Consider the following 15226-nt stretch of genomic DNA (forward strand, 5'->3'; position numbering starts at 1 on the left):
TGCACGCGCACTGTGATGCGCGTTACGTTCGCGGTCGACGACTTTCCTGGGGAGGGAATGCGGTGCGAAAGATTGCTGGACGCGTACTGATCGCCATCGGCGGTTTCCTGGTGGTGGCGGGGCTGCTCACCACGACGTGGGCGCCGGGGGTGGTGAAGAAGACGCCGGTCGACGTCGACCAGACCACGCGCCTGGACGGCACGGCGACGAAGCTGGGGGAGACCTTCCCGGTCAACGTCACCAGCATCACCAAGGCCGACAGCGAGGCCTCGACCGACGACACGACGATCTGGGTCAACACCTCGTGCGTGGTCGAGAACTCCGACGGCGCGGCCCCGGCCTGCGTCGACGGCGAGGACGAGCGGCTGGTCTCCGCGACGGTCGGCACCTTCGCCACCGACCGCGTCTCGGCCCTCGGTCGCGACCACGAGAACCTGCCCGCCGGCTCCACGCCGTACGAGGGCATCGTCAACAAGTTTCCCTTCGACACCGAGAAGAAGGACTATCCCTACTGGGACGGCACCCTGGGGCGCACCGTCCCCATGGAGTTCCTCGAGGAGACCGAGATGGACGGGCTGACCGTCTACCACTTCGCCTCCAGCGTCGTCGACGAGGCGATCGAGGTCGCCGAGGGCACGCCCGGCACCTACAGCCAGGCCGTCGACATCTACGTCGAGCCCCTGACCGGCGCGGTCGTCAACCAGGAGCAGTCCCAGCAGCGCTACCTCGAGGACGGCACGCAGGTCCTCGACCTCAACGTCGCCTTTACCGACGACCAGCTGGCCACCAGCATCAGCGAGGCCAAGGACAACGCCGCGAACCTCACGTTGATCACCGAGACCGTCCCGCGGATCGGCTTCATCGGCGGTGCGGTCGCGCTGGTCCTCGGCGCGCTCCTGCTGCTCGTCGGCCGGCCCCGGCACGCGGCGAGCCCGCGCGCCGCGGCGATGCCCGCCTGACCTGAGCCACGACGCGTCCAGCCCCTGAGCCGGTCGGGCCTCGGCCCGGCCGGCTCAGGCGCGTCTGGCGCCGAAGATCGCGGTCCCCGGGGTGAGACGTCCCCGGACCCGCGACCAGCCGCCCCAGACGCGGTCGTGCCCGGCCGGCCACTCCGGCTCGAGCAGGTCGGTCAGCACGAAGCCCGCGCCGGCCAGCACCGCGATCCAGTCGCCCAGGGTGCGGTGGTGCTCGACGTACGACACCTCGCCGGTCGCGTCGTCCACCTCGACGTACGGCGTGCGGTCCCAGTAGGACTGGCTCGCCACCAGGCCGGCCTCGCCGGGGTCGTCGGCGAACATCCACCGCGTCGGGTGGGTGATGGAGAAGGCGTAGCGGCCGCCCGGCCGCAGCACGCGGGCGGTCTCGGCGACCGCGACCTCCAGGTCACTGATGAACTGCAGCGCGCCGAACGAGGAGAAGACGACGTCGAACGACGCGTCGCGGAACGGCAGCGCCGTGGCGGTCGCGCGGACCGACGGCACGACCACCCCGGTCTGGTCGTCGATGCGGCGCGAGTGCTGGAGCTGGCGCATCGAGAGGTCGAGCCCGACGGCCCGGCCGCCCTGGGCGCGCACCCAGCGCGAGCACTGCCCGGCGCCTGAGCCGACCTCGAGCACGTCGCGCCCGGCGACCGCGCCCAGCACGCCCGCCTCCGCCTCGGTGAACCCCTCCGGCCCCCACACGAAGCCGACGTCGCCGAGGAACTCGCCGTGCGTCGCCTGGTACTCGTCGGCGTAGCGGTCCCAGTCCGGTCCGTTGGCCCGTCGGGACTCCGCCTCGTCGACCGCCCGCCGCTCGACCCGCACCGGCGGCAACGGCGGGTGGTGGCGGGAGTCCGGGGCGCCCGGGTCGCCGCCGCGGTTGTCGGGCCGGGCGTCGGTGCCGCTCGGGCTGCTCGGGCTGCTCGGGCCGCTCGGGCCGCTCACGCCGGCCCTGCGCCGAGCGCGCGGCGGCGGTTGAGCGGCAGCCGGCCGGCCAGCTCGCCGAGCGGGCCGACGGCCCGGCCGAGGGAGTCGGCTGAGTCCGCGAGCGAGGGGATGAGTGCGGCCAGCTCCTGCAGCCGCGGCTGGATCGACTCCAGCGTCTCGCCGAGGGCGACGAGCTGGTCGAGCGTGCCGCCCTCGGCGACCAGCTTCTCCACGAAGCCGTCCTCGGTCAGCACCCGGTCGGCCAGCCCGCCCGGCGCGAGCACGCGGTCGAGCACGCCGCCCTCGGCGGTCAGCCGGTCCAGCGCCCCGCCGGCCGCCACGAGCCGGTCGAGCACGCCTTCGCGGGCGGCGAGCTGGTCGAGCGGCCCGCCGTCGGCGAGCAGCCGCTCGAGGGCGCCGCCGTCGGCGAGCAGCCGCACCAGGGGCCCGTCCTCGGCGAGCAGCCGGTCGAGGACGCCGTCGCGCTGCAGGAGCCGCCCCAAAGGACGGTCCGGGGCGACGAGGTCCGCGAGGGCGCCGGCGAGCCGGAACGGGCCGTCCTCGTCCATGAGCAGGCGGGTGAGCTGCTCGGCGTACCCCTGCTCGCCGACGACCCGCAGCAGCAGGTCGGCGTAGCCACCGGGCCGCCGCACGGGCCCGTCGGGCGAGGCCAGGCGGCCGAGCTGGAGGGTCGTCTGCGTGGCCGCGGTCGCCAGGCGGACCGGCAGCGTCGCGGCGCCGAGGAGGGTGGGCAGGAGGGGCATGCGAGGAAATCTATCGGCGGGACGCGGACGGGACGTCGTCAGAAGGACGTCGTCAGCAAGGCGAAGCGGGCGCGGACCGTGAGGTCCGCGCCCGCCCCCGCCCCGCCAAGGTGCGGTCGGGTCCCGGTCAGCCGCTCCTGCGAGCGGGCTGGCGGGGGTTCTTCGGCCAGGAGCCCGGGTCGAGCGGGTCGCTGCCCGCACGGACCTCCTTGCCGTCGTTCTGGCCACCGTCGTCGGTGTCGCGGTCGCACGGGTTGGTCTTGTGCTTGCGCACCTCCGCCCCGTCCTTGAGGCCGTCGCGGTCGGTGTCGGCCCGCTTCGGGTTGGTCGAGCACCGGCCGTAGCGCTTGTTGGCCGAGCCGGTGACCTCCTGCTTGTCGGTCAGACCGTCCCGGTCGGTGTCCCTCCTCCGCGGGTCGGTCTTGAGCCGCTTGACCTCGCGCCCGTCGTTGAGACCGTCCTTGTCGGTGTCCTTCTGGCGGGGCTTGGTCTTGGTCTGCTTGACCTCGCGCCCGTCGTTGAGGCCGTCGTTGTCCGTGTCCTTGTCCAACGGGTCGGTCCGGGTGCCGTTCGCCTCGCGACCGTCGCGCAGGCCGTCGCCGTCGGTGTCGGGGTCGAGCGGGTCCGTGTCGTGGGTGTTCACCTCGGCGCCGTCGCGCAGCCCGTCGCCGTCGCTGTCCGGGTCGAGCGGGTCGGTGCCGGCTGCGGCCTCCTCGTCGTTGTCCAGCCCGTCACCGTCGGGGTCGGTGCCGGTGACCGGGGCGTCGTCGGCCGGGTCGAGCGGGTCGGTGCCTGCGTCGACCTCGGCGCCGTCCTCGATGCCGCCGTCGTCGGTGTCGGCGTCCTTCGGGTCGGTGCCCGCGTCCGCCTCCTGGCCGTCGGTGAGCCCGTCGTCGTCGGTGTCGGCGCTGTTCGGGTCGGTGCGGGCGTCGGTCTCGTCCCCGTCGCTCACGCCGTCGTCGTCGGAGTCCGCGTCGCGGGGGTCGGTCGGCTCGTTGCCGAAGGCGTCGTTCTCGGAGCCCGATGTCTCCTCGCCGTCGCTGAGACCGTCCCCGTCGCTGTCGACCCGGGCGATGTCGTCGCTCGGGTCGCGGGGGTTGGTGCCGTTGCGGACCTCCACGCCGTCGATGACCCCACCGTCGTCGGTGTCGGCGTCGTTCGGGTCGGTCGGCTGGCCGTTGAACCGCACGTTGGCCGAGCCGCTGGTCTCCTGGCCGTCGCCGAGGCCGTCGTTGTCGGTGTCGGCGTCGTTGGGATCGGTCCGCCGCCCGCCGAAGGCGCCGTTGGCCGAGCCGTTGAGCTCCTGGGCATCAGTCAGCCCGTCGCCGTCGCGGTCGGTCGTGCCGACCGGGGGAGTGGTGCTCAGGTCGTCGGACGGCACGTCGCGCGGGTTGGTGCCGTTGACGACCTCCTGGCCGTCGCTGACGCCGCCGTTGTCGGTGTCGACGTCGCGCGGGTCGGTGCGGTGGGTGTCGACCTCCTGGCCGTCGGTGAGGCCGTCGTTGTCGGTGTCGGCGTCGTTCGGGTCGGTGCCGAGCTGCACCTCGCGACCGTCGCCCAGCCCGTCCCCGTCGGTGTCGGCGACGGCCGGGTTGGTCGGCCGGTTGCCGTAGAGCCCGTTCGCGGAGCCCGAGGCCTCCTGGGCGTCGGTGAGGCCGTCGCGGTCGGTGTCGGTCGTCGGGTTGTCGTCGGCGCGGTTGTTCGGGTCGGTCCCGCGGGTCACCTCGGTCCCGTCATCGACGCCGCCGTCGTCGGTGTCGAGATCCCTCGGGTCGGTCCTCGTGGTGTTGACCTCGCGGCCGTCGCCCAGCCCGTCGCCGTCGGTGTCACCTCGCAGCGGGTCGGTGCGGTGGGTGTTGACCTCCTGGCCGTCGGTCAGGCCGTCGTTGTCCGTGTCGACGTCGTTGGGGTCGGTGCCGATCTGCACCTCCCGACCGTCGGTCAGGCCGTCACCGTCGGTGTCGGGCTTGGTGGGGTCGGTCTTGCCGTCGGGGTCGCCGGGCGCGGGGAAGGGGTTCTTGCTCCCGCTGTTCTCCTCGGCGTCGGTCAGGCCGTCCTTGTCCGTGTCCTCGGCGCCGACCTCGGTGCCGCACACGAAGCCGCCCGCCGGAGCGGTGGCCTCGACGTGCATGGGATAGAGGTCGACGTCCGCCACGGTGATGCCCTCACCGAGGATCGGCAGCAGCTCGAGCTCGAGGTTGAGCAGGGTCGCGTCGGCTTCGACGGAGCCGTCGGCCGAGATCTGCTCGGTCTGCTGCCCCAGGGACAGCTCGAGACGCAGCAGAGGGTTGCCCGGCACGGGCAGGCGGAACGGTACGCCGGGCGCGAGCGGCTGAGCCGTCTGGCCGGCGGCGCCGACGGTGACGACCGGGCGTTCGTAGCTGACCCGGGCCGTGGCGCGGTCGCCCGTCGCCGTCGCCGTCAGCACGGGCGCGCTCGCGACCCGGACGACGAGGTTGCCGCCGAGCAGGCGGAGGTCGACTGCTGAGCCGGCCGCCTCGGCGACGACGTTCCGCCCGCCGTTCGGCCTGCCGTTCGGCTGGAACCGGGTGGACTGGGTCGCGCTGACGGTGCCTGGGAGCTCGACGAGGGCGCCGAGCCCCGGGACGTTCAGCACCGCGGCCTGCGCCGTGGTGACCGTGGACCGCGAGACGTCGGGGACGCCCGGCAGGCACTCGCCGCCGGTGCCGAGCCGCGCCTGCGCGGTGGCCTCGGAGACGCCGAGCGTCAGCACGCCCGGCAGCGAGCTGGTAGGCACGATGCGCGCGGTGCGCGGGGCGGGGTTGTCCGGCGGTGCCGTCTGCTGTGCCTCGGCGAGCAGCCCCGGGAGCTGCTGGCCGAGCAGCGCAGCATCGAGGTTCGCTGCTCGCGCGGAGACGCGGGGGGTGCCGGTCCCGACCGTGCCGCGGACGGGGCCGAGGCCCACCTCGGCAGCCGTGAGGATGCCGCCCAAGTCCAGGGCGCGGGCGTGCAGGACCTCGGCGGTCACCTCCGAGGTGACGCCGGCCGGGACGGGGAGGGGAGCGGCCGTGGCGGCGGGTGCGGTGACGATCGAGAGGGAGAGGGCCGCTGTCGAGAGTCCGACGGCGGCCCCGAGGGGTCGCTTGAGCATGGGGGTGTCTCCTGGTGGCGGGGTCGGGGATCGTGCGCCCGCGCAGGAGTCGCCGTGCCGGGGCGGGCCGGGGAGACCGGGCAGGCCGGGCGGCGGACGAGGGAGCACCGGGCGAGGGGCGGACCGGCGTCGCAGGCAGGGGATGCGTGCGGGGCGGGGCAGCACGTCGCTCGTGGGGGGTCGTACCCGGCGGGGTGCCCGCTATGCGCCGGACGTCGGGCGGAGTTGGCTCCGCTCAGCGCGGCGGCGTACGCTGGCTGTCGCGCCAGAGGTCTGCCTGCGTCCCGGACGGAGTGGACCCTCGCTCGCTATCAGCCCCACCTGTCGCTCCGCGGCTCCCGGGCACGACACCACCGGTAGTGAAAACGACCTCCTGCGCGCGCCCGCACGACTTCTGCCCATCCAAGGATCTGTCTCTACATGACGAGCACCCTCTCCTCTCTTCCGGCCAACTTCGATATCGCTGGTGACGCGCCCCAGGTGGCGGTCAACGACATCGGGTCCGAAGAGGACTTCCTCGCCGCGATCGACGCGACCATCAAGTACTTCAACGACGGTGACATCGTCGCCGGCACCATCGTCAAGGTGGACCGCGACGAGGTCCTGCTCGACATCGGCTACAAGACCGAGGGCGTCATCCCCTCGCGCGAGCTGTCGATCAAGCACGACGTCGACCCCTCCGAGGTCGTCGAGGTCGGCGACGAGGTCGAGGCCCTGGTCCTCCAGAAGGAGGACAAGGAAGGCCGCCTGATCCTGTCCAAGAAGCGCGCCCAGTACGAGCGCGCCTGGGGCACCATCGAGCAGGTCAAGGAGGAGGACGGCGTCGTCGAGGGCACCGTCATCGAGGTCGTCAAGGGCGGCCTGATCCTCGACATCGGCCTGCGCGGCTTCCTGCCGGCCTCGCTGGTGGAGATGCGTCGCGTCCGCGACCTGCAGCCCTACGTCGGCCAGACCCTCGAGGCCAAGATCATCGAGCTCGACAAGAACCGCAACAACGTGGTCCTGTCGCGCCGCGCCTGGCTCGAGCAGACCCAGTCCGAGGTCCGCCACGGCTTCCTGACCCAGCTCCAGAAGGGTCAGATCCGCAAGGGTGTCGTCTCCTCGATCGTCAACTTCGGTGCGTTCGTGGACCTCGGCGGCGTCGACGGTCTCGTCCACGTCTCCGAGCTGTCCTGGAAGCACATCGACCACCCGTCCGAGGTCGTCGCCGTGGGCGACGAGGTCACCGTCGAGGTCCTCGACGTGGACATGGACCGCGAGCGTGTCTCCCTGTCGCTGAAGGCGACGCAGGAGGACCCGTGGCAGCACTTCGCCCGCACCCACCAGATCGGCCAGATCGTGCCGGGCAAGGTCACCAAGCTGGTGCCCTTCGGCTCGTTCGTCCGCGTCGAGGAGGGCATCGAGGGCCTGGTGCACATCTCCGAGCTGGCCGAGCGCCACGTGGAGATCCCCGAGCAGGTCGTCCAGGTCAACGACGACGTCATGGTCAAGATCATCGACATCGACCTCGAGCGTCGCCGGATCTCGCTGTCGCTCAAGCAGGCCAACGAGACCGCCACGGCTGCCGACGTCGAGGAGTTCGACCCGACGCTGTACGGCATGACGGCGACCTACGACGAGCAGGGCAACTACGTCTACCCCGAGGGCTTCGACCCGGAGACCGGCGAGTGGCTCGAGGGCTACGACGAGCAGCGCGCGACCTGGGAGGAGCAGTACGCCAAGGCGCACGCCCGCTGGGAGGCCCACGTCAAGCAGCAGCAGGAGGCCGCCAAGGCCGAGGTCGAGGCCGGCGAGGCCACCTCGTACTCCAGCGGTGGCACCGACGAGGCCGCCAGCACCGAGGGCGGTGGCGGCGGCGGCGGCTCGCTCGCCTCGGACGAGGCGCTGCAGGCGCTCCGCGAGAAGCTCACCGGCGGTCAGTGATCACCTCCTGATCAGCTGAACCGCGGGGAACGCACCCGCACCACGCACGAAGGCCCGGCCACCTCACGGTGGCCGGGCCTTCGGCGTTGCTGGGCGGTTCTGTCGGGCGTCCGTCGGCGGCAGCGACGTCGCGGTCATCCCCGGGCGGGGGAGCGGAACTGCGGGTCGTCGACGTGTGAGGACGGCGGACGGGACGGCCCGGGGCCGTCGTGGGAGGTGCGGCGGACGGTCTCGACGGCCAGGGCGGTCGCGACGAGTAGGAGCAGGATCAGGAAGGTCATGGCAGGAATGCTGCTTCGGTTGTGATCCTGCCACGAGTGGCAGGGATGACAGGGTGCGTTGATTTCCTGCCATGTGCTGCGGCATGATCGGGACGTGCGCAATGTGGTGGTGGTCGTCCAGGACGGCGCGGAGCCCTTCGGCCTCGGCTCGATGTGCGAGGTGTGGGCCGAGCCCTACCACCCCGACGACGACAACCCGGTCTTCGACTTCAAGGTCGCCACGCCACGACCCGGCCGGGTGCGCGGCGCGTCCGGTTTCGACCTGCACGTCGAGCACGGGCTGGACGTGGTCGCCGAGGCCGACCTGGTCTGCGTGTGCCCCAAGCGCGACTACCTCGATCCGTCACCGGAGGTCGCGGCGGTGGTGCGGGCGGCGTACGACCGGGGCGCGACGATCTTCGCCCACTGCACCGCCGCGTTCGTGCTGGGCGAGGCGGGCCTGCTCGACGGCCGCCGGTGCACCACGCACTGGCGCCACGTCGACGCCCTCGCCGAGCGCTACCCCGAGGCGAAGGTCGACGCCGACGTGCTCTACGTCCACGACGGCCCGGTGGTCACGGGTGCGGGGTCGGCCGCCGGGCTCGACGCCGCGCTGCACCTGCTGCGCGAGACGTTCGGCGCGGCGACCGCCGCGACGACCGCGCGGCGGATGGTCGTGCCCCCGCACCGCGACGGCGGGCAGGCGCAGTTCATCGCCCACGCCGTGCCGGACTGCGACGCCGAGACCCTCGGCCCCCTGCTCACCTGGATCGTCGAGCACCTCGGCGAGGACCTCGACGTCGAGACGCTCGCGCGGCGGGCGCTGATGTCACCGCGGACCTTCGCGCGCCGCTTCCGGGCGGAGACCGGTGCCACGCCGCACGCCTGGGTGACCCGCCAGCGGGTGCTCCGCGCGGAGCAGCTCCTCGAGCGGTCCGACAAGCCGGTCGAGTGGATCGCGACCGAGGTCGGCTTCGGCAACGCCGCGACCCTGCGCCACCACTTCAGCCGCGTCCGCGGGGTCAGCCCGCAGCAGTACCGGCGCCAGTTCGCCTGCTGAGCGCGGGCGCGGCACGGCGAGGGCTCGGCGACGACCCAGCGACGACCCAGCGACGACTCAGCGGGGCAGCTGGTCGCGCAGCACCTTGCCGGTCAGCGTGCGGGGCAGGTCGTCGAGGAACGACCAGGTCTTGGGTCGCTTCGGCGGGGCCAGCCGCTCGCGGACGTACGCCGCCAGGTCGGTCTCGGCGGCCGTGCCGACGACCGCCGCGCAGACCCGCTGGCCCCACTGCTCGTCGGGGACGCCGTACACCGCGACGTCCTCGACGCCGGGGTGCTCGCGCAGCACCTGCTCGACCTCGAGCGGGTAGACGTTGACGCCGCCGCTGATGACCAGGTCCTCGCGGCGGCCTTCGAGGTGGAGGTAGCCGTCCTCGTCGAGCCAGCCGAGGTCGCCGACGGTGAACTCCTCCCCGTCCCAGGCGGCCGCGGTCTTTCCTGGCGCCCCGTAGTAGGTGAACCGCGCGAACTCCGGCACGGCGCACCAGATCGTGCCGTCCTCGGCGACCCGCAGCCGTCGGCCGGGGCGCGCGCGACCGACGGTGCCGGGCCGCTCCAGCCACTCCTCGCTGGAGCAGACGGTGAACTGTCCCTCGGTCGAGCCGTAGAACTCCCAGGTGGACCCGGCCGGGAACGCCTCGACCAGGCGGCGCTTGACCTTCTCCGGGCACGGCGCACCCGCGTGGGCGACGAGCCGGAAGCACGACAGGTCCGGCCACCCGTGCTCGTCCCAGTGCGCGAAGAGCCGCTGGAGGTGGGTCGGCACGCAGAACATGGTCGTCGGCCGCTCGGTGACGATCGCCTCGGTGATCCGCTCGGGGTCGAACGGCCCGGGCACCACCACGCGACCGCTCGCGAGCGCCGTCCCCATCGCGAAGCGCAGGGGAGCGGAGTGGTAGAGCGGGCTGAGCACGAGGTTGGTGTCGTCTGCGGCGAACCCCCACAGGTCCCGCTCCTCCGCGACCAGCGCCCGCGCGGAGTCCTCGTCGAGCAGCCCGCTGTAGACGCCCTTGGGGGTGCCGGTCGTCCCGCTGGTCACGTGCATCGGTCGCCCCAGCGGCAGCCCGCGCCGCGCGTCCGGGTCGACCAGCCCGGCCAGGGTCTCCTCGTCCTCGACGACCAGCGTCGGCTCGAGCCCGGCGAGGATGCGCCGGCGCTCGTGGTTGGTCAGCCGCGGGTCGAGAGGGATCGGGAACACCCCGCGCGCCAGCAGCGAGACCACGGCATCGAGGTACGTCGTCGAGCCCGCGACCAGGAGGGCGACCCGGTCGCCGCGTCGGAGGTCGCGGCCGGCTGGGATGGTCACCGCGGCAGCGTAGTCATCGCGGCTGGAGGGTTCACCTGGCGCCGCCGCCGTGGCAACCTGGGGCGCAGGCGTCGAGAGCGCGAGGAGGCCGTCGTGACGGCTGAGGACACCGTGAGCGACCAGGGGCGGGCCGGCGACCCGGACTCGGTCTACATCGCGGTGCGGCGGGCCTTCCCCGTGCTCGGGTCGGTGCGCGTGCGCAAGCGGGCGCTGTCGGCGGTCTCGCACGCCCTGGAGCAGGAGATCGCCGGCCGCGTGCGAGAGCCGGTGCTGTTCGGAGGGTTCCAGACCGACCGGTTCCTGGCCCCCGCCCTCTCGCGCTGGGAGCAGCTCGCGGAGGTGGCCCGCGCCTGTGTGGTCTTCGCGGACCCCGGTGGCCGGACGGTCGCCACCGACGGCGTCGAGCTGGTCACGATCGATCACGCCGCGCCGCTGCGCGAGGAGTGGGTGGTCGTGTGCGACGACGACGCCTTCGCCTGCGTGCTCTCGGCTTGGGAGATCCCGGGCCTGGAGCTCGACGACGACGGCGACCGGATCTTCGACCTGGTGTGGAGCGTGGAGCCCGAACCCACCCGGGTGGCGGCCCGCACCTGCGCCCGGCTGGCCCAGCAGGCCGGCACCCCCGGGGCCGACCGGCTGGTGCACGAGCTGGCGGCCGAGCCGGTCGCCCGGGCGAACGTGCGCACGACGTGGCAGGTGGCGACCCGGGTGCTCGCCTACCTCGGCGGTGCCCCGGGCGAGGGGGCCGCGCTGCGCCACCCGTGGCCCACCTGAGCCCGTCCACCGCGCCGGGGGCGCTCAGGCGCGTGACCAGTGCAGGTCGCGGCCGAGCAGCGAGCCGAGCCGGACGGCCTCCTGCTCGAGGGCCCGCTCGGGCGGTGTCGGCCCGCCGTCGAACCAGGCGACGTCGACCTCGGGGTCCTTCCGCGTCCAGGTCCCGCGGACGACGCCGCCGACGACCACGAGGCCGGCCTTGCGGGTCACGGCCTCGCGCACGCCGAGCGGGGTGACGGAGGTGTCCTTCGTGCCCGGTCCCATCACCCACTGGTCGTGCCCGGGCAACAGTCGTACGGCGTCGGACGGCTGCGCCGCGGCGAGCGAGTCGGCGTCCTCGGCCAGGACGTAGGCCGTGGTGCCCGCGACGTCGACCGTGGCCAGCTCGTCGCGCAGCCCGCCGAGCCACCCGGCGAGCCGCTTGCGACCGGCGCTGAGGCCCTCACCGAGCCAGTAGTGGACGTGGTCGTGCGTCGCGGGGCCGTAGGTGCGGAGGTAGGCGCGGACGGCCGCCGGTCCGGCCTCGTCGAGGTCGGGGATCCCCTGCCAGCGTGGGTTTCCCGCGAGGGACTGGAGGGTGAGCCGCCCCTCGCGCTGAGCGCCGAGGCTGAGGTCGCCCTGCCAGCTCAACGGCTTGACGAGGGTGTGGGCGCCCTCGGCGAAGACCTGACGCAGGTGTCGGTAGGCGCGCTGGGTGGTCAGCACCTCGCCGAGCTCGAGGATCGTGAGCGGCCCGCCGGTCAGCGCCTCCCGCACGGCGGCCCGGAAGTCCGGCCAGTCCGCAGGCCGGAGTCCGTAGTGCTCGACCCAGCTCGGCAGCTCCCACTGCCGGCCCGCCGCGCGCAGCGCGAGGTAGGCACCGCCGTCCTCGGGCGACAGGTAGTGCACCGCACCGCGGAACGCGAACGCCTTGACCACCGTCCCGTCGGCCAGAGCCTGCTGCAGGTCGCCGGGGCGGGACACCGCGGACCGGGTACGCACCGCGAGCTCGGCGAGGGTGTCGTCGATCCCCAGGACCGCGCCGAGGCGGCGCACGACCTCGGGCACGGGCTCGGCGCCGACCGGGTCGAGCCCGTGCCGCTCGAGCCGCCAGCCGAGGGCCTGGCTCCTCGTGACCGTGAGGTCGGGTGAGGCGGTCGCATCGCTGGTCGTCATGGGGGGCATGGTGGTCCCGCTCGGCGGCCGTGACCAGGGCTCCGGCCGGTTCGGGACGGGCCGGCCCGGTGACGTACGTTGACGCCCATGCGCGTGGGACTCACCGGCGGGATCGCCTCCGGCAAGAGCACGGTGTCGGCGATCCTGGTGGAGCTGGGCGCGATCCTGATCGACGGTGACGCGCTCGCCCGCGAGGTGGTCGAGCCGGGCACGCCCGGGCTGCAGCGGGTCGTCGAGACGTTCGGGCCGGACGTGCTGACCGCCGACGGCGAGCTCGACCGGCCGGCGCTAGGCGCGATCGTCTTCGCCGACGAGGCGCGGCGCAAGGAGCTCGAGGCGATCGTGCACCCGCTGGTCTTCGAGCGGATCGTCGAGCTCGAGGCGTCGGCGACGCCCGAGGACCTCGTCGTCCACGACATCCCGCTGCTCGCCGAGTCCGGGCGGGCGTCGACCTTCGACGCGGTGGTCGTGGTGGACGTGCCGGTCGAGACGCAGGTCGAGCGGATGCTCACCCAGCGCGGGATGACCCGCGAGGACGCCGAGGCGCGGGTGCGGGCGCAGGCGAGCCGCGAGCAGCGGCTGGCGATCGCCACGCACGTCATCGACAACACCGGCACGTTGGAGGACCTCCGCCGCCGCGTGCTGGAGGTCCACGCCGACCTCACGGGGCCGGTCGCGTGAGGCGTCGTACGACGGCGCTGCCCGCGCTCGCGGCGGCGGCCGTCCTCACGCTGACCGGCTGCTTCGCCGACCCCGGCCCCCAGGGCCAGGGACCCGCGACGAGTCCGGACGCGCCGTCGTCGGCCAGCACCTCTGCCTCGGCCGCGGCCGACCCGGACGCGCCGACCGGCTGGGGGCCGACCGCCGGCGAGCTCGAGCAGGCCCGGGCGCTCGTCGCCGGGTGGGACGCCGCGCAGCTGGCCGGCCAGGTCATCGTCGGCCGGTTCCAGGGCGCCGACCCGGACGGAGCGGCCGCGATGGTCCGCGAGCTCCACCTGTCGGGCCTGTGCGTCACGGCGGGCAACGTCGTCGACGCCGAGCAGGTCCGCGCGCTCAACGCCGCGATCAGCGAGGCGGTCGCCGCGGACGGGCGTGACTTCCCGGCCCTGCTCGGGGTCGACCAGGAGGGCGGCGTGGTCAGCCACCTGCGCGGGATCGCGACGGAGTTCCCGTCCTTCGCCCACGCCGGGCCGGCCGTCGCGCAGGGACCCGCCGGCCGCGAGGTCGTACGCCGTGCGGCCGAGACCACCGGGCTGGAGCTCCGCGAGCTCGGCTTCACCTGGGTCTTCGCCCCGGTGGCGGACGTGACCGTGGGTGCCGCCGACCCGACGATCGGCACCCGCTCGCCGTCGACGGACCCCGAGCTCGCGGCGGTCGCCGTCCGCGCGGCCGTCGAGGGCTACAACGCGGCGGGCGTCGTGTCGACGACCAAGCACTTCCCGGGTCACGGCTCGGTGACCGCCGACAGCCACGAGTCCCTGCCGGTCCTCGGCCGGACGCTCGAGGAGCTGACGGCGACCGACCTGCCGCCGTTCGCGGCGGCGGTCGAGGCGGGAGCACCGGCAGTGATGCTCGGCCACCTCGACGTCGAGGCGATCGACCCGGGCGTCCCGTCGAGCCTGTCCGCGCCGGTCTACGACTTCCTGCGGGACGCCGTCGGCTTCGAGGGCGTCACCATCACCGACTCGCTCGGCATGGGCGCGGTCATGGGCCGGGAGAAGCCTGCGGTCACCGCGCTCAACGCCGGCGCCGACCTGCTGCTGATGCCGCCGGACACCCGCAACACCCACGCGGTCGTGACCGCGGCGATCGAGTCCGGTGAGGTGACCCGCGAGCGCGCCGAGGAGGCCGCCGCCAGGGTCGTCGCGCTCCAGGTGTGGCAGGAGCGGGTCGCGGGCGAGGTCGAGGTGCCCGGAAATGCGAGCGAGCTCGCGGGAGAGGCCTCCCGCGAGCTCGACGCGATGTACTGACCGGCGCTCCGCCGGACCCGATCAGGCGGACCCGATCAGGCGGCGAGGTCCGGGTCGGCGATCCGGCGCAGCTTCTGCAGCGCCTCCCGCTCGAGCTGGCGGACCCGCTCGGCGGAGATGCCGTGCTTGGCGCCGATGTCGGCCAGCTTGTGCTGGCGGCCGTCGGTGAGGCCGTAACGCGAGCGGATGATGTCGGCGGCGCGGTCGTCGAGGTGGCCGACCAGGCTGTTGAGCCGGTCGCGGGACTCGGTGTCCAGCACGGTCAGGTCCGGGCCGGGCGCGGTCTCCTGCGCCATCAGGTCACCGAGCGAGGTGTCGCCGTCCTCGTCGACGGGGGAGTCGAGGCTGACGTGCTCGCGGCCCCACGACATCAGGTCGAGGACCCGGTCGAGGTCCATGCCGAGCTCCGCGGCGATCTCCTGCGGCTCGGGCTCGCGGCCGAGCTGGCGCTCCAGGGTGCGGCGGGCGCCGCCGACCTGGTTGAGCTCCTCGACGACGTGGACGGGCAGCCGGACGACGCGGGCCTGCTGGGCGATGCCACGCGTGATCGCCTGGCGCACCCACCAGGTGGCGTACGTGGAAAACTTGTAGCCCTTGGTGTAGTCGAACTTCTCGACGGCGCGGATCAGCCCGGTGTTGCCCTCCTGGATCAGGTCGAGCATGGGCATCTGGGCCCGGCCGTACTTGCGCGCGATGGAGACGACGAGACGGAGGTTGGCGGTGATGAACTGGTCGACGGCCTTGCGACCCTCCTCGGCGAGCCACTCGAGCTCCTCCTGGTTGGCCGACATCGGCGCCCCGCCCTTGCGGCGCCCGATCCGGCCCTCGGCGAGCAGGTGCTCGGCGAACAGGCCGGCCTCGATCGTCTTCGACAGCTCCACCTCGGCGGCGGCGTCGAGCAGGGCGTTGCGGGCGATCTCGTCCAGGTAGAGACCGACGCTGTCGCGCCCCTCGATCTCGCGAGCCCCGGACTGTGCGGTGCGTGTGGCCATGCGA

At 73.6% G+C, this 15226-nt stretch carries 13 protein-coding genes; 6 read left to right on the plus strand and 7 right to left on the minus strand.

The features are described 5' to 3' along the window. Nucleotides 1-62 precede the first annotated feature (62 nt). Nucleotides 63-959 (plus strand): DUF3068 domain-containing protein, encoded by an 897-nt coding sequence (locus H7344_RS00900; protein WP_186344142.1) that lies wholly within the window; start codon nt 63-65, stop codon nt 957-959. Nucleotides 960-1013: 54 nt separating this feature from the next. On the opposite strand, the gene H7344_RS00905 is transcribed toward H7344_RS00900, so the two are convergent. The 3 genes from H7344_RS00905 to H7344_RS00915 form a co-directional block, all read right to left on the minus strand. Next, nucleotides 1014-1925 carry a class I SAM-dependent methyltransferase gene (locus tag H7344_RS00905; protein WP_229706822.1) on the minus strand — a complete coding sequence of 304 codons (912 nt, stop codon included), beginning with the start codon at nt 1923-1925 and terminating at the stop codon, nt 1014-1016. Continuing rightward, complete coding sequence (locus H7344_RS00910; protein WP_186344143.1) at nt 1922-2671, minus strand: ABC transporter; 750 nt, start codon at nt 2669-2671, stop codon at nt 1922-1924. The genes H7344_RS00905 and H7344_RS00910 overlap by 4 nt, the downstream gene beginning before the upstream one ends. 127 nt (nt 2672-2798) lie before the next feature. Next, nucleotides 2799-5783 carry a hypothetical protein gene (locus tag H7344_RS00915; protein WP_186344144.1) on the minus strand — a complete coding sequence of 995 codons (2985 nt, stop codon included), beginning with the start codon at nt 5781-5783 and terminating at the stop codon, nt 2799-2801. A gap of 420 nt (nt 5784-6203) precedes the next feature. Here H7344_RS00915 and rpsA point away from each other — a divergent pair, with 420 nt between their 5' ends. Further along, nucleotides 6204-7706, plus strand: a complete 1503-nt coding sequence (rpsA, locus tag H7344_RS00920) for a 30S ribosomal protein S1 (RefSeq protein ID WP_186344145.1) — start codon at nt 6204-6206, stop codon at nt 7704-7706. A 134-nt stretch (nt 7707-7840) separates the two neighbouring features. Here the strand turns inward: rpsA and H7344_RS00925 are convergent, their stop codons facing one another. After that, nucleotides 7841-7987 carry a hypothetical protein gene (locus H7344_RS00925; RefSeq protein WP_186344146.1) on the minus strand — a complete coding sequence of 49 codons (147 nt, stop codon included), beginning with the start codon at nt 7985-7987 and terminating at the stop codon, nt 7841-7843. 94 nt (nt 7988-8081) lie between these two features. Here H7344_RS00925 and H7344_RS00930 point away from each other — a divergent pair, with 94 nt between their 5' ends. Beyond that, nucleotides 8082-9026, plus strand: a complete 945-nt coding sequence (locus tag H7344_RS00930) for a GlxA family transcriptional regulator (RefSeq protein WP_186344147.1) — start codon at nt 8082-8084, stop codon at nt 9024-9026. 57 nt (nt 9027-9083) lie between these two features. On the opposite strand, the gene H7344_RS00935 is transcribed toward H7344_RS00930, so the two are convergent. Continuing rightward, nucleotides 9084-10331, minus strand: a complete 1248-nt coding sequence (locus tag H7344_RS00935) for a class I adenylate-forming enzyme family protein (protein ID WP_186344148.1) — start codon at nt 10329-10331, stop codon at nt 9084-9086. Between the two features lie 93 nt (nt 10332-10424). Between H7344_RS00935 and H7344_RS00940 the strand changes: the two genes are divergently transcribed. After that, nucleotides 10425-11105 carry a DICT sensory domain-containing protein gene (locus H7344_RS00940; protein ID WP_186344149.1) on the plus strand — a complete coding sequence of 227 codons (681 nt, stop codon included), beginning with the start codon at nt 10425-10427 and terminating at the stop codon, nt 11103-11105. A 24-nt stretch (nt 11106-11129) separates the two neighbouring features. Here H7344_RS00940 and H7344_RS00945 read toward each other — a convergent pair whose 3' ends face one another. Next, complete coding sequence (locus H7344_RS00945) at nt 11130-12260, minus strand: DNA glycosylase AlkZ-like family protein (RefSeq protein ID WP_186344150.1); 1131 nt, start codon at nt 12258-12260, stop codon at nt 11130-11132. An 87-nt stretch (nt 12261-12347) separates the two neighbouring features. On the opposite strand from H7344_RS00945, the gene coaE reads away from it, so the two are divergent. Both coaE and H7344_RS00955 read left to right on the plus strand, forming a co-directional pair. Then, the gene (gene coaE / locus H7344_RS00950) at nt 12348-12941 is read left to right on the plus strand and encodes a dephospho-CoA kinase (RefSeq protein WP_186344151.1); all 594 of its coding nucleotides are present in this window, start codon (nt 12348-12350) and stop codon (nt 12939-12941) included. After that, on the plus strand, nt 12938-14230 hold the full coding sequence (locus H7344_RS00955; RefSeq protein WP_186344152.1) for a glycoside hydrolase family 3 protein: 1293 nt from the start codon (nt 12938-12940) through the stop codon (nt 14228-14230). Before coaE ends, H7344_RS00955 begins: the two co-directional genes overlap by 4 nt. A gap of 35 nt (nt 14231-14265) precedes the next feature. Here H7344_RS00955 and H7344_RS00960 read toward each other — a convergent pair whose 3' ends face one another. After that, a complete protein-coding gene (locus H7344_RS00960) occupies nt 14266-15222 on the minus strand; it encodes a sigma-70 family RNA polymerase sigma factor (protein ID WP_166196162.1) in 957 nt (318 codons plus the stop codon). Nucleotides 15223-15226: the final 4 nt, after the last annotated feature.

The organism is Nocardioides deserti (genome assembly GCF_014266025.1).
In the GTDB taxonomy this organism is placed as follows: domain Bacteria; phylum Actinomycetota; class Actinomycetes; order Propionibacteriales; family Nocardioidaceae; genus Nocardioides; species Nocardioides deserti.